The sequence below is a fragment of the Ramlibacter pinisoli genome, from assembly GCF_009758015.1.
Classification (GTDB): domain Bacteria; phylum Pseudomonadota; class Gammaproteobacteria; order Burkholderiales; family Burkholderiaceae_C; genus Ramlibacter; species Ramlibacter pinisoli.
On sequence record NZ_WSEL01000009.1, the window covers coordinates 169,758 to 193,326 of the forward strand.

General features: G+C 67.5%; 25 protein-coding genes and 1 pseudogene. 18 read left to right on the forward strand and 8 right to left on the reverse strand.

Translation table 11 applies throughout. The features are described from left to right. Position 1 precedes the first annotated feature (1 nt). Together GON04_RS15285 and GON04_RS15290 are read left to right on the forward strand one after the other, a co-directional pair. Entirely contained in the window at positions 2–946 is a 945-nt protein-coding gene (locus GON04_RS15285; protein ID WP_157398927.1) for a CysB family HTH-type transcriptional regulator, read from the forward strand. Next, entirely contained in the window at positions 936–2,108 is a 1,173-nt protein-coding gene (locus GON04_RS15290) for a pyridoxal phosphate-dependent aminotransferase (protein ID WP_157398928.1), read from the forward strand. The genes GON04_RS15285 and GON04_RS15290 overlap by 11 nt, the downstream gene beginning before the upstream one ends. Positions 2,109–2,117: 9 nt before the next feature. Here GON04_RS15290 and GON04_RS15295 read toward each other — a convergent pair whose 3' ends face one another. Continuing rightward, positions 2,118–3,017: a ketopantoate reductase family protein gene (locus tag GON04_RS15295; protein WP_157400703.1), complete on the reverse strand. Its 900-nt coding sequence runs from the start codon at positions 3,015–3,017 to the stop codon at positions 2,118–2,120. Between the two features lie 166 nt (positions 3,018–3,183). On the opposite strand from GON04_RS15295, the gene GON04_RS15300 reads away from it, so the two are divergent. Genes GON04_RS15300 through GON04_RS15315 form a run of 4 tightly spaced genes read left to right on the forward strand, consistent with a single transcriptional unit; the run spans position 3,184 to position 6,685 of the window. Beyond that, entirely contained in the window at positions 3,184–3,885 is a 702-nt protein-coding gene (locus tag GON04_RS15300) for an SGNH/GDSL hydrolase family protein (RefSeq protein ID WP_198349303.1), read from the forward strand. 45 nt (positions 3,886–3,930) lie between these two features. After that, the gene (locus tag GON04_RS15305; RefSeq protein ID WP_198349305.1) at positions 3,931–4,944 is read left to right on the forward strand and encodes a phosphotransferase family protein; all 1,014 of its coding nucleotides are present in this window, start codon (positions 3,931–3,933) and stop codon (positions 4,942–4,944) included. Then, positions 4,941–6,224, forward strand: a complete 1,284-nt coding sequence (gene eno, locus GON04_RS15310; protein ID WP_181653601.1) for a phosphopyruvate hydratase — start codon at positions 4,941–4,943, stop codon at positions 6,222–6,224. The genes GON04_RS15305 and eno overlap by 4 nt, the downstream gene beginning before the upstream one ends. After that, positions 6,221–6,685, forward strand: a complete 465-nt coding sequence (locus tag GON04_RS15315) for an EVE domain-containing protein (protein WP_157398930.1) — start codon at positions 6,221–6,223, stop codon at positions 6,683–6,685. Before eno ends, GON04_RS15315 begins: the two co-directional genes overlap by 4 nt. A 61-nt stretch (positions 6,686–6,746) precedes the next feature. Here GON04_RS15315 and clpA read toward each other — a convergent pair whose 3' ends face one another. After that, positions 6,747–9,065, reverse strand: coding sequence for an ATP-dependent Clp protease ATP-binding subunit ClpA (gene clpA / locus GON04_RS15320; RefSeq protein WP_157398931.1), 2,319 nt, complete (start codon positions 9,063–9,065; stop codon positions 6,747–6,749). A gap of 54 nt (positions 9,066–9,119) precedes the next feature. After that, positions 9,120–9,488 (reverse strand): ATP-dependent Clp protease adapter ClpS, encoded by a 369-nt coding sequence (gene clpS, locus GON04_RS15325; RefSeq protein ID WP_157398932.1) that lies wholly within the window; start codon positions 9,486–9,488, stop codon positions 9,120–9,122. Between the two features lie 290 nt (positions 9,489–9,778). Between clpS and GON04_RS26805 the strand changes: the two are divergent. Then, positions 9,779–9,976: pseudogene (locus GON04_RS26805) on the forward strand (cold-shock protein); the annotation flags it as partial. Between the two features lie 236 nt (positions 9,977–10,212). Here the strand turns inward: GON04_RS26805 and GON04_RS15335 are convergent. Further along, positions 10,213–12,450, reverse strand: coding sequence for an NADP-dependent isocitrate dehydrogenase (locus tag GON04_RS15335; protein WP_157398934.1), 2,238 nt, complete (start codon positions 12,448–12,450; stop codon positions 10,213–10,215). A 159-nt stretch (positions 12,451–12,609) separates the two neighbouring features. Further along, entirely contained in the window at positions 12,610–13,863 is a 1,254-nt protein-coding gene (gene icd, locus GON04_RS15340; protein WP_157398935.1) for an NADP-dependent isocitrate dehydrogenase, read from the reverse strand. A gap of 215 nt (positions 13,864–14,078) precedes the next feature. Here icd and GON04_RS15345 point away from each other — a divergent pair, with 215 nt between their 5' ends. From GON04_RS15345 to GON04_RS15355, 3 genes are all read left to right on the forward strand, one after another. Next, positions 14,079–14,330 (forward strand): cell envelope biogenesis protein TolA, encoded by a 252-nt coding sequence (locus tag GON04_RS15345; protein ID WP_157398936.1) that lies wholly within the window; start codon positions 14,079–14,081, stop codon positions 14,328–14,330. Between the two features lie 174 nt (positions 14,331–14,504). Next, on the forward strand, positions 14,505–14,702 hold the full coding sequence (locus tag GON04_RS15350; RefSeq protein WP_157398937.1) for a hypothetical protein: 198 nt from the start codon (positions 14,505–14,507) through the stop codon (positions 14,700–14,702). Between the two features lie 89 nt (positions 14,703–14,791). Next, positions 14,792–15,232, forward strand: a complete 441-nt coding sequence (locus tag GON04_RS15355; protein ID WP_157398938.1) for a DUF192 domain-containing protein — start codon at positions 14,792–14,794, stop codon at positions 15,230–15,232. Positions 15,233–15,293: 61 nt separating this feature from the next. Here GON04_RS15355 and GON04_RS15360 read toward each other — a convergent pair whose 3' ends face one another. Together GON04_RS15360 and xseA are read right to left on the reverse strand one after the other, a co-directional pair. Beyond that, positions 15,294–15,875, reverse strand: coding sequence for a superoxide dismutase (locus GON04_RS15360; protein WP_157398939.1), 582 nt, complete (start codon positions 15,873–15,875; stop codon positions 15,294–15,296). A 47-nt stretch (positions 15,876–15,922) separates the two neighbouring features. Then, a complete protein-coding gene (xseA, locus tag GON04_RS15365; RefSeq protein WP_157398940.1) occupies positions 15,923–17,215 on the reverse strand; it encodes an exodeoxyribonuclease VII large subunit in 1,293 nt (430 codons plus the stop codon). A gap of 331 nt (positions 17,216–17,546) precedes the next feature. On the opposite strand from xseA, the gene GON04_RS15375 reads away from it, so the two are divergent. The 6 genes from GON04_RS15375 (at position 17,547) to adk (ending at position 21,325) form a co-directional block, all read left to right on the forward strand. After that, complete coding sequence (locus tag GON04_RS15375) at positions 17,547–18,179, forward strand: MotA/TolQ/ExbB proton channel family protein (protein WP_157398942.1); 633 nt, start codon at positions 17,547–17,549, stop codon at positions 18,177–18,179. After that, on the forward strand, positions 18,176–18,604 hold the full coding sequence (locus GON04_RS15380; RefSeq protein WP_157398943.1) for an ExbD/TolR family protein: 429 nt from the start codon (positions 18,176–18,178) through the stop codon (positions 18,602–18,604). The genes GON04_RS15375 and GON04_RS15380 overlap by 4 nt, the downstream gene beginning before the upstream one ends. Positions 18,605–18,608: 4 nt before the next feature. Next, positions 18,609–19,604, forward strand: a complete 996-nt coding sequence (gene lpxK, locus GON04_RS15385) for a tetraacyldisaccharide 4'-kinase (protein WP_157398944.1) — start codon at positions 18,609–18,611, stop codon at positions 19,602–19,604. Next, on the forward strand, positions 19,585–19,791 hold the full coding sequence (locus GON04_RS15390) for a Trm112 family protein (protein WP_157398945.1): 207 nt from the start codon (positions 19,585–19,587) through the stop codon (positions 19,789–19,791). Before lpxK ends, GON04_RS15390 begins: the two co-directional genes overlap by 20 nt. A gap of 2 nt (positions 19,792–19,793) precedes the next feature. Beyond that, complete coding sequence (gene kdsB / locus GON04_RS15395) at positions 19,794–20,549, forward strand: 3-deoxy-manno-octulosonate cytidylyltransferase (protein ID WP_157398946.1); 756 nt, start codon at positions 19,794–19,796, stop codon at positions 20,547–20,549. Between the two features lie 119 nt (positions 20,550–20,668). Continuing rightward, entirely contained in the window at positions 20,669–21,325 is a 657-nt protein-coding gene (gene adk / locus GON04_RS15400; protein WP_157398947.1) for an adenylate kinase, read from the forward strand. Positions 21,326–21,396: 71 nt separating this feature from the next. On the opposite strand, the gene GON04_RS15405 is transcribed toward adk, so the two are convergent. Continuing rightward, positions 21,397–22,329, reverse strand: a complete 933-nt coding sequence (locus GON04_RS15405) for an asparaginase (protein WP_370530010.1) — start codon at positions 22,327–22,329, stop codon at positions 21,397–21,399. Positions 22,330–22,416: 87 nt separating this feature from the next. Here GON04_RS15405 and lexA point away from each other — a divergent pair, with 87 nt between their 5' ends. Both lexA and GON04_RS15415 read left to right on the forward strand, forming a co-directional pair. Then, entirely contained in the window at positions 22,417–23,091 is a 675-nt protein-coding gene (lexA, locus tag GON04_RS15410) for a transcriptional repressor LexA (RefSeq protein ID WP_157398948.1), read from the forward strand. A 122-nt stretch (positions 23,092–23,213) separates the two neighbouring features. Next, on the forward strand, positions 23,214–23,540 hold the full coding sequence (locus GON04_RS15415; RefSeq protein ID WP_157398949.1) for a hypothetical protein: 327 nt from the start codon (positions 23,214–23,216) through the stop codon (positions 23,538–23,540). The last annotated feature ends 29 nt before the right edge of the window (positions 23,541–23,569 follow it).

The following is a 23,569-nucleotide window of genomic DNA, read 5'->3' on the forward strand; positions in this document are numbered from 1 at the left end:
CATGAACCTCCATCAGTTCCGGTTTGTCCAGGAAGCCGCCCGGCGCAACCTCAACCTGACCGAGGCGGCCAAGGCACTCCACACATCCCAGCCGGGGGTGTCCAAAGCCATCATCGAACTGGAAGAGGAACTCGGCGTCGAGATCTTCGCCCGCCATGGCAAGCGCCTGAAGCGCGTGACCGAACCGGGCCAGCACGTGCTGCGCAGCATCGAGTTGATCATGCGCGAGGTGGGCAACCTCAAGCGCATCGGCGAGCAGTTCAGCGCCGAGGACAGCGGCACGCTGTCGATCGCCACCACCCACACACAGGCCCGCTACGTGCTGCCGGTGCCGGTGGCCCGCTTGCGCGAGGCCTACCCGAAGGTGAACGTCAGCCTGCATCAAGGCTCGCCGGACCAGGTGGCCCGGATGCTGATCGACGAGGTCGCCGAAATCGGCATCGCGACGGAATCGCTGTCCGACTACCAGGAACTGGTCACCCTGCCCTGCTACGAGTGGCAGCACGTCCTGGTGATGCCCCAGGACCACCCGCTGTCCAGGAAGGAGCGAGTGACGCTGGAAGACCTGGCCGCCGAACCGATCATCACCTACCACCCTTCGTTCACCGGGCGCACCCGCATCGACACCGCGTTCGCGACGCGCAAGCTCCAGCCGCGCATCGCGCTGGAGGCCATCGACTCCGACGTCATCAAGACCTATGTGCGCCTCGGGCTGGGGATCGGCATCGTGGCCGAGATGGCCGTGCGCGATGACGGGCAGAATGCCGATCTCGCGGTGCGGCCGCTGGGGACGCTGTTCGGGCAGAACGTGGCGCGGGTCGCGTTCAAGCGCAGTGCCTACCTGCGCAACTTCGTCTTCAAGTTCGCCGAACTGCTGTCCGACCGGCTCGACCGGAACCTGATCGCCAAGGCCATGACCGGCCACGTCAATGACTATGAGCTCTGACACCCTCGTCGCTCGCACGCCCGCCGTGCGCACCAAGCTGCCCGCCGTCGGCACGACCATCTTCACCGTGATGTCCGCCCTGGCGACCGAGACGGGCGCCGTCAATCTCGGCCAGGGATTCCCCGACTTCGAGTGCGACCCGAAGCTGGTGCAGGCCGTGACGGACGCGATGACCCGTGGCCTCAACCAGTACCCGCCCATGACCGGCGTGCCGGCCTTGCGCGACGCGGTGGCGGCGAAGATCTCGGCCCTCTACGGCCATGCCTACGACCCGGCGACCGAGATCACCATCACGGCCGGCGCCACGCAGGCCATCATCACCTGCATCCTGGCGGTCGTGCGGCCCGGCGACGAGGTCATCGTGCTGGAGCCTTGCTATGACAGCTATGTGCCCAACATCGAGCTGGCGGGCGGTACCGTCGTCCGCGTGCCGCTGGTGCCGGGCACGTTCCGCCCCGATTTCGATCGCATCGCGGCGGCCCTGAGCCCGCGCACGCGCGCCATCCTGGTCAACTCGCCGCACAACCCCAGTGCCACCGTGTGGAGCCGCGAGGACATGCTGCGCCTGCAGGACCTGCTGGCACCCACCGAGGTTCTCCTGATCAGCGACGAGGTGTACGAACACATGGTGTTCGACGGCCAGCAGCACCAGAGCGCGTCGCGCTTCCCGGGGCTGGCTGCGCGCAGCTTCATCGTCTCGAGCTTCGGCAAGACCTACCACGTGACCGGCTGGAAGGTGGGCTACGTGGCGGCGCCCGCCTCCTTGTCGGCCGAATTCCGCAAGGTGCACCAGTTCAACGTCTTCACCGTCAACACGCCGGTGCAGCACGGGTTGGCAACCTACATGGCCAACCCCCAGCCCTACCTGGACCTGCCCGCCTTCTACCAGCGCAAGCGCGACCTGTTCCGTGCCGGACTGCAGCGCACCCGGTTCCGCCTGCTGCCCAGCCAGGGCAGCTATTTCCAGTGCGTCGACATCTCCGCCGTCAGCGACCTGTCGGAACAGGAGTTCTGCCTGTGGCTGACGCGCGAGATTGGCGTCGCGGCCATCCCGCTGTCAGCCTTCTACGGCGAAGGCTTCGACCAGCGCGTGGTCCGCTTCTGCTTCGCCAAGCGGGACGAGACGCTGCACACGGCCCTCGACCGACTCGCCCGCCTGTAGCGGGCCCGATCAGCCGGCCGTCCGGCCTTCGATCAGCTTCACCAGCGCCCAGAGCGTCCGGTTCACCGGCGTGGCGACGCCCAGCGCTGCGCCGCGGCGCACGACCAGGCCATTGAGGTAATCGATCTCGCTCGGCTTGCGGCGCGCGAGGTCCTGCGCGGTGGATGAGAACTGCGTCGGCATCGTCTCGGCGATGCGGTGCACCGCCAGGTCGATGTCGCCCGGCACCTGCACGCCCTCCGCATGGGCGACGGCAAGGCATTCCGCCACCGCGTCGCGCATCACCTCGGGAATCCCCTCGCAGCGCACGTTCTCGCCGTAGGGGCGCTGCGCGATGGCCGACACCGCGTTGTACGCGCAGTTCAGGATCAGCTTGGTCCACAGCGCCCCGCGCACGTTTGCGGACACCTCGGTCGGCACACCGGCGGCAACCAGGGCACGGGCGACCGCCTCGGACCGCGCCGATGGCTCGATCACGAGTTCCCCGCGCCCATGGTGGCGCACGTGGCCCGGGCCCGCCATCTCCGAGGCGACGTAGACGACCGCCGCGGCGACGGCGTGGTGCGGCAGGACCAGTCGCAGGCGGTCGGCGTTGTCCACGCCGTTCTGCAGGCACAGCACGAGTGCACCCGGGGCCAGGTGGCCGGCCAGTTGGCGTCCGGCGGACTCGGTGTCCATCGACTTGACACTGAACAGAACCAGGTCCGCGCCTTGCACGACGGCCGCGTCGGTACTCGCCCGCACGCGGACCTGCTCGTCGAACTGGCGGGTTTCCAATCGCAACCCGGTCTGCTCGATGGCCGCCACGTGGCTCTGGCGTGCGACGAGCGCAACGTCATGACCAGCCCGCGCGAGCATGGCGCCGTAGTAGCAGCCGACGGCGCCTGCGCCCATGACCGCAATCTTCAGGTGTGCATCCATGCCGCGATTCTAGGTAGGACGAATTCAGCGTCCCGCACATGCCGCTACAGAGCGCCCTCGGGCCTTACACACGGTCGGCTGCGGCACGGGACAAGATCGTCAACAGACATCGGATTGCTGAAAGGAAGACATGAACAGGCGAGGCGCGGCCACCATGGTGGCCTCTTTCCTCCTGGGGGCGTGTGGTGGCGGTGGTGGTGGCGGCGGCGACACGGCCGCGCCAACGTCCGCGCCGGCGGCGGCGTCACCGGCCCCGGCCCCGGCATCGGCGCTGGCGGCGCCGACCACCCCGAACATCGCACTGTGGGGCGACTCGCTCACGCCGCCGGTGTTTCGCGCGCTGGCCCCGCTGTCGCCGAATCGCCAGGTGTTCGACGGTGGCGTGCCCGGCGAGACTTCGATGCAGATTGCGGCACGGCAGGCGCAGGACCCCCACGCCGACTGGATCACGGTCTTCTGGTACGGCCACAACAACATCCGGATCGACACGGCGGCAGCGCCGGAACAGATCAAGCAGGACCTGGCGGCCAGCATCGCCCGGCTCACGCCCGGCAACAACCGTTTCCTGGTGCTCTCGGTGGTGAACAACGCGGTCGATGGAGCCCGTGGCAGCGTGCAGTACAACACCATCATCCAGCTGAACCAGGAGCTGGCCCGGCTGTATCCCGGCAACTTCTTCGACATGCGCGCCTTCATGGTGGCCCAGGGTGACCCGCAGGTACCGCAGCAGGCCGCTGAACTGCAGGCCGACGTGCCTTCATCGCGGCTGCGCTTCGACGAAATCCACCTCACCGGGGCGGGCGCGGACGTCGTCGCCCGTCGGCTGCAACAGGAAATCGCCGCCCGCGGCTGGTGACGCCCCGCGGACATGGCAGCCCGCACGGGCCACCATAATCCGCCCATGCCATTCCTCGACCTGTCGCAGGATGCGGCCGCCATGCGGCGTGTCCTGGTCGGCCTCGGCCTCGCTGCGGCCGGCGAGGAGGTCGTCGCCACACCGCTGGCCGGCGGGGTGTCCTCCGGCATCTACCGTATCCCGCTGGCGTCCGGCACCTACTGCCTGAAGCAGGCCCTGCCCCAACTGAAGGTCGCCAAGGAGTGGAAGGTGCCGGTGCAGCGCGTCTTCCACGAGATCGACTGGCTGCGCACGGCGGCCGCCATCGTGCCCGGACACGTGCCCCAGGTGCTGGGCGAGGACGAGGCGACCATGAGCTTCGTCATGGAGTACCTGGGCGGCGACCGGCGGCCCTGGAAGGCCGACCTGCTGGCCGGCATCGTGAGGCCGGACACGGCACGCGAGCTGGGCGACGTGCTCGGGGCGATCCACGCGGCCACGGCGGACGACCCCGCCGTCGCGCAGCGCTTCCGGACCGACGCCAACTTTCACGCCATCCGCCTGGAACCGTATCTGGTGGAGGCAAGCCGCGTCCACCCCCTGCTGGCGGATCGTTTGCTGGCGACAGTGGAGCGGACGGCCACGACGCGGCGCGTCCTGGTGCACGGTGACGTGAGCCCCAAGAACGTCCTCGTGGGCGGCTCCCGTGCCGTCTTGCTGGACGCCGAATGCGCCTGGTTCGGCGATCCGGCATTCGACCTGGCCTTCTGCCTGAACCACTTCCTGCTGAAGGCGGCGCACCTGCCGGCCCGGGCTGCCGACCTGCTCGCCTGCTTCGATGGTTTCGTGGCCGCCTATCTGGCCCATGTGCATTGGGAGCCGGTGGACGCCATCCAGGCCCGGGCGTCGGCACTCTTGCCCGGCCTCGCGCTCGCCCGTGTCGACGGCAAGTCGCCCGTCGAATACCTCACCGAAGCGCGCCGGCAGGTCGTCCGCGAAGCGTCTCTGCGCCTGCTGCGCGCCACCCCCACCACCCTCGACCGGCTCGCGCAACGCTGGGCCCAGGACTGCACCGCATGACCATCACCCGCGTGACCGGGCGCCGCATCTGGGACTCCCGCGGCCGTCCCACCATCGAAGTGGAAGTGGAGTCCGCCGACGGAACGGTGGGGCGCGGCATCGCACCGGCCGGTGCGTCCCGTGGGACCCGTGAAGCGGTGGAACGCCGCGACGGCGGCAAGCGCCTCGGCGGCTACGACGTCAGCGGCGCCTTGCAGGCGGTCGAGCACGAAATCGCGCCGCTGCTGGTCGGCCGCGAGGCCGCCGACCAGGCAGGCATCGACGCCGCCCTGATCGCCCTGGACGGAACGCCCCAGAAGTCCCGGCTGGGCGGCAATACGCTGATCGCCACGTCGCTGGCCACGCTGCACGCAGCCGCTGCGCAAGCCCGCCTGCCGCTCTGGCGCCACCTGGCCGGCGCGCAGCCCGTGCGACTGCCACTGCCGCAGATCCAGATCTTCGGCGGCGGCGCGCATGCGGGGCGACGGGTCGACGTCCAGGACTTCATGGTGATCGCGACAGGCGCCGGTTCGTTCAGCGAGGCGCTGGAGATGACGGCCGAGGTGTACCGGTGCGCGGGCGAGCGCATGGCCCGGCGCGGTCCGCTCGCGGGGGTGGCCGACGAAGGAGGCTGGTGGCCCAGCTTCGAGGACAACGAGGAGGCCCTGGACGTGCTCGTGGCCGCCATCGAGGACGCCGGCTTCGCGCCCGGCGAGCAGGTCGCGATCGCGCTCGACATCGCGGCGTCGGAGTTCGGCCAGGCCGGGCGCTACCGCCTCGCCCTGGAGGACCGCGAACTCGATTCGGATGCGTTGTGCGAGCGCCTGGTGCGCTGGGTGGAGCGCTATCCCATCGTGTCCATCGAGGACCCGCTCGCCGAGGACGACGAAGCCGGCCTGCAGGCCTTCACGCGTGCGGTCGGCCACCGGGTGCAGGTGGTGGGCGACGACTACCTCGTCACCAATGCCTCCCGTGTGCAACAGGCGGCCGCCGTGGGCGCCTGCAACTGCGTGCTGATCAAGCCGAACCAGGCCGGCACGGTCACCGAAACCATCGCGGCCCTGAAGGCGGCACAAGCGGCCGGCTACGCCGCCATCGTGTCGGCGCGCTCCGGCGAGACCGAGGACGTCGCCATCGTCCACCTGGCCACCGGCTGGAACGCAGGCCAGCTCAAGGTCGGCTCGTTCGCCCGGTCCGAGCGCATGGCCAAGTGGAACGAAGGCATCCGGCTGGAAGGGGCCCGCCCGGCGCCGGCGGGGTTCTGGGGACGCCAGGCATTGCAGGGAGGTGATCGGTCATGACCCAGTACTGGTTGATGAAATCCGAGCCCGACGAAGTCTCGGTCGACGACGCCCTGGCCGCGCCGAAGTCCACCGTGCCGTGGACCGGGGTGCGCAACTACCAGGCGCGCAATTTCATGCGCGACCAGATGCGCGTGGGCGACGGCGTGCTGTTCTACCACTCGAGCTGCGCGGAACCGGGCATCGTCGGCATCGCGCAGGTGGCGTCCACCCCCTACCCCGATCCGACGCAGTTCGATCGCAAATCGCCCTACTACGACCCCGCGTCCAGGCAGGAGGAACCGCGCTGGTCGCTGGTGGACGTGCAGGTCGTGAAGAAGACGCGCAACCTCACGCTGCCGGAGTTGCGGACGACGCCCGGACTGGAAGACCTCGTGGTGCTGCGCAAGGGCAACCGGCTGTCGATCACGCCGGTCGAGCCCAGGCATTGGCGGCAGATCACCAAGCTGCTCGGCGCCTGACCTCGCGCCGGCAAGAAAAAAAGCCGCCCGGGGGCGGCTTTTTTCTTGGGTAGGCCCGGCCTTACTGGTCGGTGGAAATTTCCTCCGGCTCCGGCTTGGACCGGCCTTCCTTCTTGGGCAGCGGCTGGATGTCCAGCACCACCTCGGCCTTGTCGTCGAGGTCGACCGTCAGGCGGCCGCCTTCGGTGAGCCGGCCGAACAGCAGTTCGTCGGCCAGGGCGCGGCGGATGGTGTCCTGGATCAGGCGCTGCATCGGCCGGGCGCCCATCAGCGGATCGAAGCCCTTCTTGGCCAGGTGCTTGCGCAGCTGGTCAGTGAAGGTGACTTCCACCTTCTTCTCGGCCAGTTGCTGCTCGAGCACCAGCAGGAACTTGTCGACCACGCGCAGGATGACCTGCTCGTCCAGCGCCTTGAAGCTGACCGTCGCATCCAGCCGGTTGCGGAACTCGGGCGTGAACAGGCGCTTGATGTCGGCCATCTCGTCACCCGCTTCGCGCGGGTTGGTGAAACCGATGGTCGCCTTGTTCATGGTCTCGGCACCCGCATTGGTCGTCATGATGATGATGACGTTGCGGAAGTCGGCCTTGCGCCCGTTGTTGTCCGTCAGCGTGCCGTGGTCCATGACCTGCAGCAGCACGTTGAAGATGTCAGGGTGCGCCTTCTCGATCTCGTCGAGCAGCAGCACCGCATGCGGCTTCTTGGAGATGGCCTCCGTGAGCAGGCCGCCCTGGTCGAACCCGACATAACCCGGAGGCGCGCCGATCAGGCGCGACACCGCGTGCCGCTCCATGTACTCGGACATGTCGAAGCGCAGCAGCTCGATGCCCATGATGTAGGCCAGCTGCTTGGCCGCCTCGGTCTTGCCGACCCCGGTGGGACCCGAGAACAGGAACGAGCCGATCGGCTTGTCGCCCTTGCCCAGGCCGGAACGGGCCATCTTCACCGCAGCGGCGAGCACTTCCAGCGCCTTGTCCTGGCCGAACACCACGCTCTTGAGATCGCGCTCGAGGTTCTGCAGCTTGCCGCGGTCGTCGTTGGAGACGTTGGCCGGCGGAATGCGGGCGATCTTGGCCACGATCTCCTCGACCTCGGTCTTGGAAATCGTCTTCTTGCGCTTGTTCACCGGCAGGATGCGCTGGGCGGCGCCCGCCTCGTCGATCACGTCGATGGCCTTGTCGGGCAGGTGGCGGTCGTTGATGTACTTCGCCGACAGCTCGGCCGCCGCCTGCAGGGCACCCGCCGCATATTTCACGCTGTGGTGCTCCTCGAAGCGGGACTTCAGGCCCTTGAGGATCTCGATCGTCTGCTCGACGCTCGGCTCCACCACGTCGACCTTCTGGAACCGCCGCGACAGCGCAGCGTCCTTCTCGAAGATGCCGCGGTACTCGGTGAACGTGGTCGCGCCGATGCACTTGAGCTGGCCGCTGGAGAGCGCCGGCTTGAGCAGGTTGGACGCGTCCAGCGTGCCGCCCGACGCCGCGCCGGCGCCGATCAGGGTGTGGATCTCGTCGATGAACAGGATGGCGTTGGGCTTGTCCTTGAGCGACTTGAGCACGCCCTTCAGGCGCTGCTCGAAATCGCCGCGGTACTTGGTGCCCGCCAGCAGCGCGCCCATGTCGAGCGAATACACCACCGAATCGCCCAGGATCTCGGGCACGTCCTTCTGGACGATGCGCCAGGCCAGGCCTTCGGCGATGGCGGTCTTGCCCACGCCGGCCTCACCGACCAGCAGCGGGTTGTTCTTGCGCCGGCGGCACAGGATCTGGATGACCCGCTCGACCTCGTATTCGCGGCCGATCAGCGGATCGATCTTGCCGTCCTTGGACTGCTGGTTGAGGTTGACGGTGAACTGCTCGAGAGGCGACGCCTTCTCGTTCTTCTCGCCGCCGTCCTCGCCTTCACCCGAAGACGACTCGCCACTCTTGGCGGGTTCGGGCGGATCGCTCTTCTTGATTCCGTGGGCGATGAAGTTCACCACGTCCAGGCGCGTGACGCCCTGCTGGTGCAGGTAGTAGACGGCGTGCGAATCCTTCTCGCCGAAGATGGCCACCAGCACGTTGGCGCCGGTGACTTCCTTCTTGCCGTTGCCGGTGCTCTGCACGTGCATGATGGCGCGCTGGATGACACGCTGGAATCCCAGCGTCGGCTGCGTGTCGACGTCGTCCGTCCCTGCGACCTGCGGCGTGTTGTCCTTGATGAAGTTGGACAGCGACTTGCGCAGGTCGTCGATGTTGGCCGAGCATGCCCGGAGCACTTCCGCCGCGCTGGGGTTGTCCAGCAGGGCCAGCAGCAAGTGTTCCACGGTGATGAACTCGTGGCGCTGCTGCCGCGCCTCCACGAATGCCATGTGGAGGCTGACTTCCAATTCCTGGGCAATCATGAAATTTCCTTTTGCCTTGCTTTCTGATTCACATCCATCCGATTCGATCCCTGATCATTCGATGGGTTCGCTGACGCATTGCAAAGGATGTCCCGCCTGCCGGGCCGCTTCCTGTACCTGCTCGACCTTGGTGGCCGCCACGTCACGTGAGTAGACGCCGCAGATGCCCTTACCGTCGAGGTGGATCTTGAGCATGATCTGCGTCGCGGTCTCGCGGTCCTTGTTGAAAAATTCCTGGATCACCACCACGACGAATTCCATCGGGGTGTAGTCGTCGTTGAGCATGACGACCTGGTACATCTGCGGCGGCTTGGTTTTCTGGGTCCGCCGCTCGAGCACCACGGATCCACCGTCGTCGTCCGTCGGTCGCGCCACTGGGGCGACCGGTGCGGGCACGGGGGGTTTGGCTGCCATGAAATTCATTCTATCGAGCAGCCTGTCGCACTGCATCGCAAAAGTGATTTGGTGTCAGCCCCGCCACATTCAAGCGCCGGGAAGGCGCGGCGGGGACGCTATGCGCAGCCGCGGGGACCGGCAAGCGGCCGGTTTGGGTTCCGCGGCGGGGCAGGTACTCTGCCGCCACAAGTCGCCTTCGGGCCAAAAACGCTGTGCGGCATCCCACCAAAACTAAAGTATGTGGAATTGTTGACAGCTTGCAGTCGAATCTTGGACACTCCCCGGAACGCTCTGAGGGAAGAACAAGGGGGCAGCCGATGGCGACCGGTACTGTGAAATGGTTCAACGACGCAAAAGGGTTCGGTTTCATCGAGCCCGACGGCGGCGGAGCCGACGTGTTTGCGCATTTTTCCGCCATCTCGATGGATGGCTTCAAGACCTTGAAGCAGGGGTCGCGCGTCACGTTCGAGGTGACCGAAGGCCCGAAGGGCCAGCTGGCCCAGAACATCCACGCGGACATCCAGCCCATCCGCACCGAGCCGCCCGGTGAGCACCGCCCCGCGCGCCAGTCCAAGGTTCGCGCGCCCCAGTTCCACGCCCCGCCCGGGAGCAGGCCCGACCTGCCGGTCGAATAAGGCGCGGCGGGCCCAAGCAAGAAGCCGCCCGAGGGCGGCTTTTGTCATGGTCCGGCGCCGCTGCGGGCGCCGTTCAAGGCTGAACAAGCCCAGCCCGCCAGCAGCGGTTGCCTGCGTCAGGCCTGGATCGACGCCAGGGCTGCGTTGAACGTCTGGCTGGGGCGCATGGCAGCACTGACCTTCTTGCGGTCCGGGAAGTAGTACCCGCCGATGTCGACGGGCTGGCCCTGCACCGCATTCAGCTCAGCCACGATCTTCTTCTCGTTCTCGGCGAGCACCTTGGCCAGCGGGGCGAAGCGCGCGGCCAATTCCTTGTCCTCGGTCTGCTCGGCCAGGGCCTGCGCCCAGTAGAGGGTCAGATAGAACTGGCTGCCGCGGTTGTCCAGCTGGCCGGTCTTGGGGGACGGGCTCTTGTTGTTGTCCAGCAGCTTGCCGGTGGCCGCGTCCAGTGCGGTGGCGACGATCTTGGCCTTGGTGTTGCCGGTCTTGATGCCCTCGTCCTCGAGGCTCACGGCCAGGGCCAGGAACTCGCCCAGCGAGTCCCAGCGCAGGTGGTTTTCCTCGACCAGCTGCTGCACGTGCTTGGGCGCCGAACCGCCGGCGCCCGTCTCGTACATCCCGCCACCGGCCATCAGCGGAACGATGGACAGCATCTTGGCGCTGGTGCCCAGTTCCATGATCGGGAACAGGTCGGTCAGGTAGTCCCGCAGGATGTTGCCGGTGACGCTGATCGTGTCCTTGCCGCGGACCACCCGCTCCAGCGTGAAGCGCATGGCGCGCGTCTGGCTCATCACCTGGATGTCCAGGCCGGTGGTGTCGTGCTCCTTCAGGTACTTCGCCACCTTCTTGCGCAGTTCGGCCTCGTGCGGGCGGTAGTTGTCCAGCCAGAACACCGCGGTCATTCCGGAGTTGCGGGCGCGCGTGACGGCCAGCTTCACCCAGTCGCGGATCGCAGCGTCCTTTACCTGGCACATGCGCCAGATGTCGCCCTGCTCCACGTTCTGCGCCAGCAGCACCTCGCCGGTGGCGAGGTCGGTGATGTTCGCGACGCCGTCCTCGGCGATCTCGAACGTCTTGTCGTGCGAGCCGTATTCCTCGGCCTGCTGCGCCATCAGCCCGACGTTGGGCACCGTGCCCATGGTCTTGGGGTCGAAGGCACCGTGCCACTTGCAGAAGTTGATGATCTCCTGGTAGATGCGGGCGAAGGTGGACTCGGGGATGGCCGCCTTCACCTCGTGCAGGCGGCCATCGGCGCCGTACATCTTGCCGCCCTGGCGGATCATGGCCGGCATCGACGCGTCCACGATCACGTCGTTGGGCGAATGGAAGTTGGTGATGCCCTTGGCCGAATCGACCATGGCCAGCGCGGGACGGTTCTCCAGGCAGGCATGCAGGTCGCGCTTGATCTCGTCCTGCTGCGACTGCGGCAGCGTGGCGATCTTGTCGTACAGGTTCGCCATGCCGTTGTTGACGTTCACGCCCAGCTCGTCGAACAGCTTGCCGTGCTTTTCGAAGGCTTCCTTGTAGAAGGTGCGCACGCAGTGGCCGAACACGATGGGGTGGGACACCTTCATCATGGTGGCCTTCACATGCAGCGAGAACATCACGCCGGTGTTCTTCGCGTCGTCGATCTGCTGCTGGTAGAAGGCCAGCAAGGCCTTCTTGCTCATGAACATCGAGTCGATGATCTCGCCTTCCAGCAGGGGAACCTTGGCCTTCAGGACCACCGTCTTGCCGGACTTGGTGACCAGTTCCAACTTGACGTCGCGCGCCTTGTCCAGCGTCATCGACTTCTCGCTGCTGTAAAAGTCGCCGCCAACCATGTGCGAGACGTGGGTGCGCGAGGCAGGGCTCCACTCGGCCATGCTGTGGGGATGCTTGCGCGCGAATTCCTTGACCGCCTTGGGCGCACGGCGGTCGGAGTTGCCTTCACGCAGCACCGGATTGACCGCGGAGCCCAGCACCTTGCCGTAGCGCTGGCGGATCGACTTCTCCGCCTCGTCCTTCGGGTTTTCCGGGTACTCCGGAACCATGTAGCCCTGGCCGCGCAGTTCGCGGATGGCCGCCACCAACTGGTTCTGGGAAGCGCTGATGTTGGGCAGCTTGATGATGTTGGTGTCCGGCTGCAGCGTCTTCTTGCCCAGTTCCGCGAGGGTGTTGGGCACTTTCTGCGCGTCGGTCAGGAAGTCCGGGAACTCGCCGAGGATCCGGTTGGCGACCGAGATGTCGCTCTCGGTCACCTCGATGCCTGCCGCAGCCGCGAAGGTGCGGACGATGGGCAGGAAGGAATGCGTCGCCAGGTACGGGGCTTCGTCGGTGAGCGTGTAGATGATCTTGGAACGGTCGGCAGCCAAGGGATGTCTCTCAGGAAGTGGGTTGAGGGCTGCACCCGGGAGGGCGCAACCCCGCCATTTTATGAGATGGAACCCAATGCCACCACATGAGGCAAAACCAATGAAAAAGCCCCGGGGGCCTTGCGGTCCCCGGGGCTCCGGAGGCGGGCCTGCAGGGCCCTACATGTGGTCGATCATCACCTGGCCGAAGCCGGAGCAGCTGACCTGCGTCGCGCCGTCCATCAGGCGGGCAAAGTCGTAGGTCACCTTCTTGGACAGGATGGCCTTTTCCAGTGACGAGATGATCTTGTCGGCGGCCTCCGTCCAGCCCATGTGCCGCAGCATCATCTCGGCCGACAGGATCTCGGAACCGGGATTCACGTAATCCTTGCCGGCGTACTTCGGCGCGGTGCCGTGCGTGGCCTCGAACATGGCGACCGAGTCGCCCATGTTCGCGCCCGGCGCGATGCCGATGCCGCCCACCTGCGCCGCCAGCGCATCCGAGATGTAGTCGCCGTTCAGGTTCAGCGTGGCGACCACGCTGTACTCCGCCGGCCGCATCAGGATCTGCTGCAGGAAGGCATCGGCGATCACGTCCTTGACCACGATGTCCTTGCCGGTGCGGGGATTCTTGAACTTCATCCACGGCCCCCCGTCGATGGGGACCGCCCCGAACTCCTTCCCGGCCAGGGCGTAGCCCCAGTCGCGGAAGCCGCCTTCGGTGAACTTCATGATGTTGCCCTTGTGCACCAGGGTCACCGAGGGCCTTCCATTGTCGATGGCGTATTGGAGCGCCCGGCGCACCAGCCGCTCGGTGCCCTCGATCGACACCGGCTTGATGCCCAGCGCGGAGGTCTCGGGAAAGCGGATCGTCTTGGCGCCCATCTCCCTGACCAGGAAATCGATCGTCTTCTTCGCCTCGTCGCTCCCCGCCTCGTACTCGATGCCGGCGTAGATGTCTTCCGAGTTCTCGCGGAAGATCACCATGTTGGTCTTCTCGGGCTCCTTCAGCGGCGACGGCACGCCCTTGAAGTACTGCACCGGGCGCAGGCAGACGTACAGGTCCAGCTCCTGGCGCAGGGCCACGTTGAGCGACCGGATGCCGCCACCGACGGGCGTGGTCAGCGGCCCCTTGATGGAGACCACGAACTCGCGCGCAGCCTGCAGGGTCTCGTCGGGCAGCCAGACACCGGGCCCGTACACCTGGGTGGCCTTCTCGCCGGCGTACATCTCCATCCAATGGATCTTCCGCTTGCCGCCGTACGCCTTCGCCACAGCGGCATCCACCACCTTCAACATCACCGGCGTGATGTCCCGCCCCGTCCCGTCCCCCTCGATGTACGGGATGATCGGCTCGTCCGGCACGCTCAGGGACATGTCGGCCTTGACCGTGATCCTCTCGCCTTGGCTGGGCACCTTGATGTGCTGATACATGGAAAAACGGTCTCCGGGAGGGGCGGCGGGGGGCGGTTACCCAGCGATGAGCCCGCGGATTCTAGCCGCGCGGTCTGGCGGCGCTTCCGCCGGACCTAGGGTGAACCCTGATGCGCGCCAGGCATTGTCAACCGTGCGCAACGCTCCCGCGTTTCCGAAAGACTTCCCGGGGACGGGAGGTGTTTCTCGAAAACCATTTGGAACAAGGAAAGACCATGAACAAGCTGCTCGCCGCCCTCGTGACCGCCCTCTTCGCGACCGCCTCCTTCGCCGCCTCGCACGCCGGCGCCCCGATGGCCGGCGCTTCCGCCCCGAAGGCCGAAGCGAAGGCTGAGAAGAAGGAAGCCAAGGCCGAGAAGAAGGAAGCCAAGGCTGAAGCCAAGGCCGAAAAGAAGGAAGCCAAGGCCGATGCCAAGGCTGACAAGAAGGAAGCCAAGGCCGAGAAGAAGGAAGAAGCCAAGAAGTAATCCTTCGGCTTGCTCCGGCATCCGCTTGCGGGTGCCAGCCAGATGCCCGCCTCGCGCGGGCATCGTCGTTTCCGGGCCTGTCAACCGCTGCTGTGCTGCGTCCGTTACGGGAGAGCCTTCCGGATTTCTCGGTAGGGCACCAGACGATCTCCCGTACTTTTCAAGGACCGAATGATGAACAAGCTGCTCGCCGCCCTGATGGCCACCGCCTTCTCCGCCGCCGTCTTCGCGCAAGCCCCCGCCGCCCCGGCCGCTCCGGCTGCTCCCGCCAAGGTCGAAGCCAAGAAGGACGAGAAGGCCGTCGCCAAGTCGGACAAGAAGGCCTCCAAGAAGAAGGCCAAGGCCAAGAAGACCGAAGAGAAGAAGGCCTAAGCAGCTTTCCGCTCACCCTCGAATGCCCGCTGCCGCGGGCATTTTCTTTTGGCCGACACCAGGCTTGCGTTCCGCCACAATCGCGCCCCATGAAAGCCTTCCTCACCGCCATCGCGCTGGGCTGCGTCATTTCCTCGGCATCGGCCCAGGATGCGCAGATGGATCTCCCCCGCATCCGCCTGGGAGCGGGGATGCACCAGATCGATGCCCAGGTCGCCGCCACGCCGGACCAGCGTTCCACCGGGCTCATGTACCGCAAGCAGATGCCGCAGCACGAAGGCATGTTGTTCGTCTTCGAGCAACCGTCGATGCAATGCTTCTGGATGAAGAACACCCTGCTGCCGCTGACCGCGGCGTTCGTGGCCGACGACGGCGAGGTGGTCAATCTCGCGGACATGGCGCCGCAGACCACCGAATCGCACTGCTCCACCCGTCCGGTGCGCTATGTCCTCGAGATGAACCAGGGCTGGTTCACCAAGCGAGGCATCAAGCCCGGCACCCGGCTCACCGGCCAGGTGTTCCAGAAATAACGGCGGACCAGACGGCAAAAAGGCCCGCGACGCGGGCCTTCTGCTTTCGGGGCGGAGCGGGTCAGCCGAAGTTCTTCTGCACGAAGTCCCAGTTCACCAGCTTGTCCAGGTAGGTCTCGACGAACTTGGGGCGCAGGTTGCGGTAGTCGATGTAATAGGCGTGTTCCCAGACGTCGACCGTCAGCAGCGCCTTGTCGGGTGTGGTGAGCGGGGTGCCGGCGGCGCCGGTGTTCACGATGTCCAGGCTGCCGTCGGGCTTCTTGACCAGCCAGGTCCAGCCGGAACCGAAGTTGCCGACAGCCGACTTCACAAAAGCCTCGCGGAAGGCCGCGTAGCTGCCCCACTTCGCCGTGATGGCGCTGGCCAGGCTGCCCGTGGGCTCGCCGCCGCCGTTCGGCTTCATGCAGTTCCAGAAGAAGGTGTGGTTCCAGACCTGGGCCGAGTTGTTGTAGATGCCGCCGGAGGATTTCTTGATGATCTCCTCGAGCGTCATGTTCTCGAACTCGGTCCCCTTCTGCAGGTTGTTCAGGTTGACGACGTACGCGTTGTGGTGCTTGCCGTGGTGGTACTCCAACGTCTCCTTGGAATAATGCGGCGCCAGCGAATCGATCGGGTACGGAAGCGGGGGCAGGGTGTGTTCCATGGTTGTCCTTGAGGTATTGGGGTCCGGGAAGCCGCCGATTCTAGGCACTAAAGCAACCGGGGCTGCGACACCGTCAGATCGACCTCGCCTTCGGCGAGGCTCGCGCGCAGCGCCTGGCCCGGTCGCGTCTGGGCAGCACGGGTCACGACCTTCCCTTCACTGTCGACGAGAAGCGCGTAGCCGCGCTGCAAGACCAGGCGAGGGTCGAGCAGCTGCAGCCGAAGTTCCGCCCGATGCAACCCGTCGGTCGTGCGAACGAGCCGCCGCGTGGTTCCCGCCGCGCGCGCATCCGCCAAGGTGTTCAGCCGGCTGCGGGCCCGCTCGATCCGGATCTCGACCGCGTGTCGCAGCCGGTCGCCCAGCTGGCCGAGCCGGCGCTGCTGCTGCGAGAGCCGGGCCGATGGCCGGCCGACCCGTGCGACCACCTGGTCGAGCCGTTGCGCCGCGACATCGAGTCGGCGCTCGATTCCCGAGCGCAGCAATTGCCCGGCCGCGTCCAGACCCTGGAGCAGGTCCGCACGGGGCCGCGCGACCAGTTCGGCCGCGGCCGTGGGTGTCGGGGCACGCAGGTCGGCGCAGAAGTCGGCAATGGTGACGTCGGTCTCGTGACCGACCCCGCACACCACCGGCACCGGACTGCGCACGATGGCGCGCGCCAGCGCTTCGTCGTTGAACGACCAGAGATCCTCGATCGACCCGCCGCCGCGCACAAGCAGGATCACGTCGACGGTGCCGTCTTGCGCCAGCCCGTACAGTGCTTCCAGTGCGCGGATGAGCTCGGGCACGGCCTGTCCGCCCTGGACGGCGGCCGGTGCCAGCACGACGGGAAGGTGCGGGACGCGCCGGCGCAATGCGGTCGACACGTCGTGCAGCGCCGCTGCGCCCAGGGACGTGACGAGTCCGATGCCGCGCGGCATCGGCGGTAACGGGCGCTTGCGGTCCGGGTCGAACAGCCCCTCGGCCTCCAGCTTGGCCTTCAGCCGCAGGAACCGCTCATACCAGGCGCCCTGCCCCGCCCGCTGCAGGCTCTCCACCACCAGTTGCAGGTCGCCGCGCGGCTCGTACACCGCCACCCGGCCCTGTACCTCGACGAGGTCGCCGTCCGCCGGGACGAACGGGAGCAACGAGGCGGCCCGCCGGAACATGGCGCAGCGCAACTGTCCCTGCGGGTCCTTGAGCGTGAAATAGAAATGGCCGCTGGACGCGCGCGAGAAGCCCGAAATCTCGCCGCGCACCGCGACCGGATTGAGCCGGGCATCCAGAAAATCAGCAATGGCGCGGCATAGCGCACCAACTTGCCAGATCCGGGGCGCCGCTGCTGGTTCGTCAGGTCCGACCATCAGTTGCGGCGCGGGTCCGCACCCGTCGCGGTGGCCGGATTCATCCACAACAGGGCGATTCCATCCACCGCCTGGATGAAGCTCGGCAGGAGGCCCGATTTCACCGTGCAAGTCATTGATTTCAAAGGAGAATTTTCTGCTGAAAATGTCACCGGACTGTCACTGTGCAGCACCGATGCGGCTTCGCGACACCGGGGAGGGGGTTTCTGCACAAAGTTATCCACAATTTCTGTGGGTCACGTCCTACGAGCGGTAGCGTTCTTCCTACAGCACCGCTGTCCCCCCATAATCGCGCCCTGTTCAGCACATTTCAGCGCGGCGGAGCCCCTCTTTGTTGTCGATCATACAAGCCGCAGGCTGGCCGATCTGGCCCCTTCTCGCCTGCTCCATCCTTGCCCTTGCCCTCGTCATCGAGCGCTTTCTCAGCCTCAAGACCAGCCGCGTCGCGCCGCCCCGGTTGCTGGACGAAGCCCTGGCGGTCTCGCGCAGCACGGTGCCCAATCCCGATGTGGTCACCCAGCTCGAGCAGAACTCGGCACTCGGCGAAGTGCTGGCCAGCGGCTTTCGCGCACTCAACAGTGACCCGCGTTGCACCGAGGCCGACCTGCGGGCGTCGATGGAAGGCACCGGTCGTGCCGTTGCCCACCGCCTGGAGCGCTACCTGAGCGCACTGGCCACCATCGCATCCGCCGCCCCGCTGCTCGGCCTGCTCGGCACCGTGATCGGCATGATCGAGATCTTCGGCTCCCAGTCGCCGGGATCGGCGACCTCGGGCGGCAATCCGGCACAGTTGGCCCAGGGCATCTCGATCGCGCTCTACAACACGGCGTTCGGGCTCATCGTCGCGATTCCGGCGCTCATCTTCTGGCGCTACTTCAGGGCCCGGGTGGACGCCTACCTGCTCACGCTCGAGCTGTCGGCCGAGCGCTTCCTGCGCCACCTGAACTCGCTGAGGCGCGCATGAATTTCCGTCCCCGTGGCAAGGACGAGCCCGAGATCAACCTGATCCCGTTCATCGACGTGCTGCTGGTGGTGCTGATCTTCCTGATGCTGTCGACCACCTACAGCAAGTTCACCGAACTCCAGCTGCGCCTGCCGGTGGCCGATGCCGACGCCCAGCGCGACTACCCGCGCGAGGTCGTGGTGGGCGTGGCCAGCGACGGCCGCTACACGGTCAACCGCCAGCCGATCGCCGGCCGCAGCGTCGACCTGCTGGCCGGGGCGCTGGCCGACGCCGCCAAGGCCGGCAAGGACAGCGTGGTCATCGTCAGCGCCGATGCCGCCGCACCCCACCAGTCGGTGATCTCGGTGCTGGAAGCGGCACGCCGGTCCGGCCTGCAGCAGGTCACCTTCGCCGCCCAGTCGTCCGCGCAGGCCGGAGGGCGCTGAGCCCATGCGCGCGGCCCTGCAGCGCGCATGGCTTCACCGCGGCGCGCTCGGCTGGTCGCTGCTTCCGGTTTCGTGGCTCTACGGCGCCCTGTCCGGGCTGCGCCGCGCGCTGTTCCGGCTGGGTGTCTTCGAGACCCAGCACCTGCCCGTCCCCGTCGTCGTCGTCGGCAACGTGATCACCGGTGGCGCGGGCAAGACACCGGTGGTCATCGCCGTGGTGGAGCACCTGCGTTCGCGCGGATTGCGGCCAGGCGTCGTCTCGCGCGGCTATGGCCGGCAGGGGACTGGCTGCATTGAGGTGACCCCGCAAAGCGATCCCCGAGCGGTCGGCGACGAACCGCTCCTCGTGGCCACGCGCTGTTCGGTTCCGGTCGGCGTCGCAGCCGACCGCCCGCTGGCGGCCCGCGCGCTGCTCGCGGCGCACCCGGACGTGAAAGTGCTCGTGAGCGACGACGGCCTGCAGCACCACGCGCTGGGCCGCGACATCGAGATCGTGGTGTTCGACGATCGCGGCGCCGGCAATGGCTGGCTGCTCCCTGCGGGGCCGTTGCGCGAACCGTGGCCACGACCGGCCGACCTTGTCGTGCGCACGGCAGCATCGGGCATCGAGGGCCACCACGTGGAACGCCGGCTGGGGACCGAGGCCCGACGCGCCGATGGCACCCAGGTCCCGTTGCAATCGTTCGCCGGCCGTTCGTGCGTGGCGCTGGCGGGCATCGCGCGGCCACAGGCGTTCTTCCGCATGCTCGAAGACGCCGGGATCACCCTCGCCAGGACGGTGCCGCTGCCCGACCACGACGATTTCAGCGGCTCCCTGCCGGACCTGGGAGCCGAGCAGCCGCTGCTGTGCACGGAAAAGGATGCGTCCAAGCTCTGGCGTTCCCATCCCGGCGCGTGGGCGGTCCCGCTCGAGGTGACCATCGAACCGCGCTTCTGGACCGCCCTCGATGCGCTGCTGGACCCGAAGCTATCATCGGCCGATGGATCCCAAGCTGCTTGAGTTGCTGGTCTGCCCCGTGACCAAAGGCCACCTCGACCTCGATCGCGCGCGGCAGGAACTGGTGTCGCGCAGCGCCCGGCTCGCCTATCCGATCCGCGACGGCATCCCGGTGCTGCTCGAGGAAGAGGCCCGCACCCTCACCGACGAGGAACTCGAGCGCCTGCCGACCCGCACCCCGCTGGTCTAGCCATGGCCTTCACGGTCCTGATCCCGGCGCGGCTGGCGTCGACGCGCTTGCCGAACAAGCCTCTCGCGGACATCGCGGGCAAGCCGATGGTGGTGCGCGTGGCCGAACGGGCACGCAGTTCGTCGGCCCAGACCGTGGTGGTGGCGGCCGACAGCCCGTCCATTGTCGAAGCCTGTGCCGCGCATGGGGTCCAGGCCGTCCTCACCGGGGTCGACCACCCCTCCGGCACGGACCGCCTGGCCGAAGCCAGCCGCAAACTCGGCCTGGCCGATTCGCACGTGGTCGTGAACGTCCAGGGCGACGAGCCGCTCATCGACCCGGCGCTCATCGATGCCGTCGCCGCCTTGCTCGACGGAGCCGGCGATGCCGTGATGAGCACCGCCGCGCACCCGATCACCTCGGTCGCCGAGTTCACGAACCCGAACGTGGTGAAGGTCGTCACGGACGCCCGGCAACTGGCGCTGTACTTCAGCCGAGCGCCCATCCCGTGGTGGCGCGACGGATACGCCGACGCCATCGCCTCCCTGCCCACGACGGCTCCCCTGCGCCACGTCGGCATTTACGGCTACCGCTGCGACTTCCTGCGTGCCTTTCCGCTCCTGCCGCCAGCACCCCTGGAGCACCTCGAGGCGCTGGAGCAGTTGCGGGCACTCTGGCACGGGCACCGCATCGCGGTCCACGTCACTGCGGATGCACCGGGGCCGGGGGTCGACACACCCGAGGACCTGGAGCGCGTCCGGCGCCTTTTCCTGCCCTAGCGCTGTAAGGCTACGCAAGGGCTGCGTGCTATCCTCAAGCGCAGACGCGCGACGGCCGGCGCGGGGAAGCCCTTGGCCCGCAGCGCCCCGAGATTCCAACCATCCGAGGATAGACATCCATGAGATTGATCCTGCTGGGCGCGCCTGGCGCAGGCAAGGGCACACAGGCCACGTTCATCTGCCAGAAGTACGGCATCCCGCAGATCTCCACCGGCGACATGCTGCGTGCCGCCGTCAAGGCAGGGACGCCCCTGGGCGTGGCCGCCAAGAAAGTCATGGATTCGGGCGCCCTCGTCGGCGACGACATCATCATCGGCCTCGTGCAGGAGCGGCTCGCGCAGCCTGACTGCGCGCGCGGCTTCCTGTTCGACGGCTTTCCCCGCACCATTCCGCAGGCCGACGCCATGAAGGACGCCGGCGTGCGGCTCGACTACGTGCTCGAGATCGACGTGCCGTTCGAGGCCATCGTCGAGCGCATGAGCGGCCGCCGTTCGCACGCGGCCTCGGGCCGCACCTATCACGTGAAGTTCAACCCGCCGAAGGTGGCGGGTGTCGACGACGTCACCGGCGAGCCGCTGGTCCAGCGTGACGACGACAAGGAAGAAACGGTCATGAAGCGGCTGCAGGTCTATGCCTCGCAGACGCGGCCGCTGGTCGACTACTACGCCAAGTGGTCCGCCGCCGATCCCCTCAACGCACCCAAGTACCGCGCCATCAGCGGCGTCGGCACCGTGGAAGACATCACCGCCCGGGCGCTCCAGGCCCTGTCGAGCTGATCGAGCCGGCGCGCTCGCCGATCCTGCGCGACGGCGGGCTCGCGGCCATTCCGGACGGCCCCGCAACACCCTCAGCCCGCCAGCAGCTCCAGTAGCAGGTCGATCCGCGCCTTCACGGGCGATTGCCGGCTGGCCGGCAGCAGGGTCGCGCCCTCCCCCACGATCGCACCCTCGGCGCAGCGCGTGCTGCGCACGACCCGGACACCCTTGGCCAGGGCTGCGAGCAGCGCCTCCTCGAGCCGGTGGTGCAGCGTGCCGTTGCCGGTGCCGATGGCAACGAGCCCCTGCACGCCATCGTCCACCAGCAGGTCGACGATGCGGCCGGTGACACCCGCGTGGCTGGACACCAGCTCCACGCGCGGCCAAGCCGACACCTGCCCGAGTCGGCCCGCCCATCCCGGATCGACGGCGGATTCGGGCCACTCACCCACGAGACGCAGCCGCCCCTCCTCGATGAAGCCCAACGCTCCGGCATCGCCGGACGAGAAGGCGTCGAGCCGGTACGGATGCACCTTCCGCACATGCTCCGCACCGTGGAGCGTGCCGGCGCAGGCCACGGTGACGCCGCGCGCACCGGGCGTGCGGACCACGGCGATGGCATCGACGATGTTCTGTGGCCCGTCCGGTGCGAGGGCCGTGGCCGGCCGCATCGCGCAGGTCAACACCACCGGTTTGGCAGCCGGCAGCACGCGATGCAGGAAGTACGCCGTTTCCTCCAGCGTGTCGGTGCCGTGGGTGACCACGATGCCCTGCACGTCGGGCTGCGCCAGCCAGTGGGCGCAGCGCCCGGCGAGGTCGCGCCAGACCGCCGGCTCCATGTCCTTGCTGTCGATCTGGGCCACCTGCTCGGCAACCACCTGCAGCCCGGCCAGCCCCGGAAGGCCTTCGAGCAGCCTGTCGACGCCCAGCTGGGCGGCTTGGTAGCCGACGTGGTCGGCTGCCGACGGGGCGACCCCGGCGATGGTGCCACCCGTGCCCAGAAGAACGATCCGATCGGCCGTCACTTGCACTCTTTCACGAAACTGGTTAAAAATACAGCCACTGGATGGGCAGCCAGTATCCTGCGTGATCTGCCCCTAGGAGCCTTCCGCATGACCGAGACGCCCAAGCTCACCGCCCGCCAGCAGCAGATTCTGGACCTGATCCAGGCGGCCATCGCCCGCACCGGCGCACCCCCCACCCGGGCCGAGATCGCCAGCGAGCTCGGCTTCAAGTCGGCCAACGCCGCCGAAGAGCACCTGCAGGCCCTGGCTCGCAAGGGTGTCATCGAGCTGGTCAGCGGCACCTCGCGCGGCATCCGCCTGCGCGGCGAGACGCTGCGCTCCATCCACGAGTCGCGCTTCAAGCAGTTCGCGTTGCCGCTGCCCAGCCTGGCACAGCTCGCGCTGCCCCTGGTGGGGCGGGTGGCGGCGGGTTCGCCCATCCTGGCGCAGGAGCATGTCGACCAGACCTACTACGTCGAGAGCAGCCTGTTCCAGCGCCGCCCCGACTACCTGCTCAAGGTGCGCGGCATGTCGATGCGCGACGCCGGCATCATGGACGGCGACCTGCTCGCGGTGCAGGCCACCAAGGACGCCAAGAACGGGCAGATCGTCGTGGCCCGCCTCGGCGACGAGGTCACCGTCAAGCGGTTCCGCCGCAACAAGCACCTCATCGAGCTGCACGCCGAGAACCCCGACTACCCCACCATCGTGGTCGAGCCCGGCGAGCCGTTCGAGATCGAAGGGCTGGCCGTCGGCCTGATCCGCAACACCATGCTCATGTGAATCCCTGCCGGGCGGCAGCAGGTGGCGGGCGTATGGCGCGACAGGCGCCATCACCCTGCGCGGCCCGGCCCATCGTCGCAATCTCGCCTGTGTTTCCAACCTGCGGTTCGAGGAGAAGTGACATGGGTCTCACGATGATCAGCCTGGCCGGCGCGTTCGGCTCCCTGCGGCGCCTGGTGCGCGCCGCACTGCGCGCCCTGACGGGCCGTCAAGACGGCACCCCGGTGGCGGGGCGCCCCGCCACCGGCTTGCACATGGCCGAAGGCCGTGGCCACGTGGCCTGGCCGGCCACCCACCCGGTGGCGGCGGCGCGGCGCCTGCGCGTACTGCGCGTGGTCGATGCCGGGCATGCACCCAGCACGGCCGGCCGCATGGTCATCTCCGGCCGCATGGCCGACGTCTGCGCCGAACTGGAGCGCCTGGCCGCCCTGGAGGCGGCGGCGGCCTGATCCGGGTGTGACCGGTGGGCATCGCCCGC

What these genes read in the sequence shown, in the direction of transcription:
- GON04_RS15345 (WP_157398936.1), top strand. Translation starts at nt 14,079, where the DNA reads ATGAACAAGCTGCTCGCCGCCCTCGTGACCGCCCTCTTCGCGACCGCC.
- GON04_RS15300 (WP_198349303.1), top strand. Translation starts at nt 3,184, where the DNA reads ATGGTGGCCTCTTTCCTCCTGGGGGCGTGTGGTGGCGGTGGTGGTGGC.
- GON04_RS15285 (WP_157398927.1), top strand. Translation starts at nt 2, where the DNA reads ATGAACCTCCATCAGTTCCGGTTTGTCCAGGAAGCCGCCCGGCGCAAC.
- adk (WP_157398947.1), top strand. Translation starts at nt 20,669, where the DNA reads ATGAGATTGATCCTGCTGGGCGCGCCTGGCGCAGGCAAGGGCACACAG.
- clpA (WP_157398931.1), bottom strand. Translation starts at nt 9,065, where the DNA reads ATGATTGCCCAGGAATTGGAAGTCAGCCTCCACATGGCATTCGTGGAG.
- xseA (WP_157398940.1), bottom strand. Translation starts at nt 17,215, where the DNA reads ATGGTCGGACCTGACGAACCAGCAGCGGCGCCCCGGATCTGGCAAGTT.
- GON04_RS15290 (WP_157398928.1), top strand. Translation starts at nt 936, where the DNA reads ATGAGCTCTGACACCCTCGTCGCTCGCACGCCCGCCGTGCGCACCAAG.
- GON04_RS15305 (WP_198349305.1), top strand. Translation starts at nt 3,931, where the DNA reads ATGCCATTCCTCGACCTGTCGCAGGATGCGGCCGCCATGCGGCGTGTC.
- lpxK (WP_157398944.1), top strand. Translation starts at nt 18,609, where the DNA reads ATGCGCGCGGCCCTGCAGCGCGCATGGCTTCACCGCGGCGCGCTCGGC.
- GON04_RS15390 (WP_157398945.1), top strand. Translation starts at nt 19,585, where the DNA reads ATGGATCCCAAGCTGCTTGAGTTGCTGGTCTGCCCCGTGACCAAAGGC.
- kdsB (WP_157398946.1), top strand. Translation starts at nt 19,794, where the DNA reads ATGGCCTTCACGGTCCTGATCCCGGCGCGGCTGGCGTCGACGCGCTTG.
- lexA (WP_157398948.1), top strand. Translation starts at nt 22,417, where the DNA reads ATGACCGAGACGCCCAAGCTCACCGCCCGCCAGCAGCAGATTCTGGAC.
- GON04_RS15380 (WP_157398943.1), top strand. Translation starts at nt 18,176, where the DNA reads ATGAATTTCCGTCCCCGTGGCAAGGACGAGCCCGAGATCAACCTGATC.
- eno (WP_181653601.1), top strand. Translation starts at nt 4,941, where the DNA reads ATGACCATCACCCGCGTGACCGGGCGCCGCATCTGGGACTCCCGCGGC.
- clpS (WP_157398932.1), bottom strand. Translation starts at nt 9,488, where the DNA reads ATGAATTTCATGGCAGCCAAACCCCCCGTGCCCGCACCGGTCGCCCCA.
- GON04_RS15315 (WP_157398930.1), top strand. Translation starts at nt 6,221, where the DNA reads ATGACCCAGTACTGGTTGATGAAATCCGAGCCCGACGAAGTCTCGGTC.
- GON04_RS15350 (WP_157398937.1), top strand. Translation starts at nt 14,505, where the DNA reads ATGAACAAGCTGCTCGCCGCCCTGATGGCCACCGCCTTCTCCGCCGCC.
- icd (WP_157398935.1), bottom strand. Translation starts at nt 13,863, where the DNA reads ATGTATCAGCACATCAAGGTGCCCAGCCAAGGCGAGAGGATCACGGTC.
- GON04_RS15415 (WP_157398949.1), top strand. Translation starts at nt 23,214, where the DNA reads ATGGGTCTCACGATGATCAGCCTGGCCGGCGCGTTCGGCTCCCTGCGG.
- GON04_RS15360 (WP_157398939.1), bottom strand. Translation starts at nt 15,875, where the DNA reads ATGGAACACACCCTGCCCCCGCTTCCGTACCCGATCGATTCGCTGGCG.
- GON04_RS15355 (WP_157398938.1), top strand. Translation starts at nt 14,792, where the DNA reads ATGAAAGCCTTCCTCACCGCCATCGCGCTGGGCTGCGTCATTTCCTCG.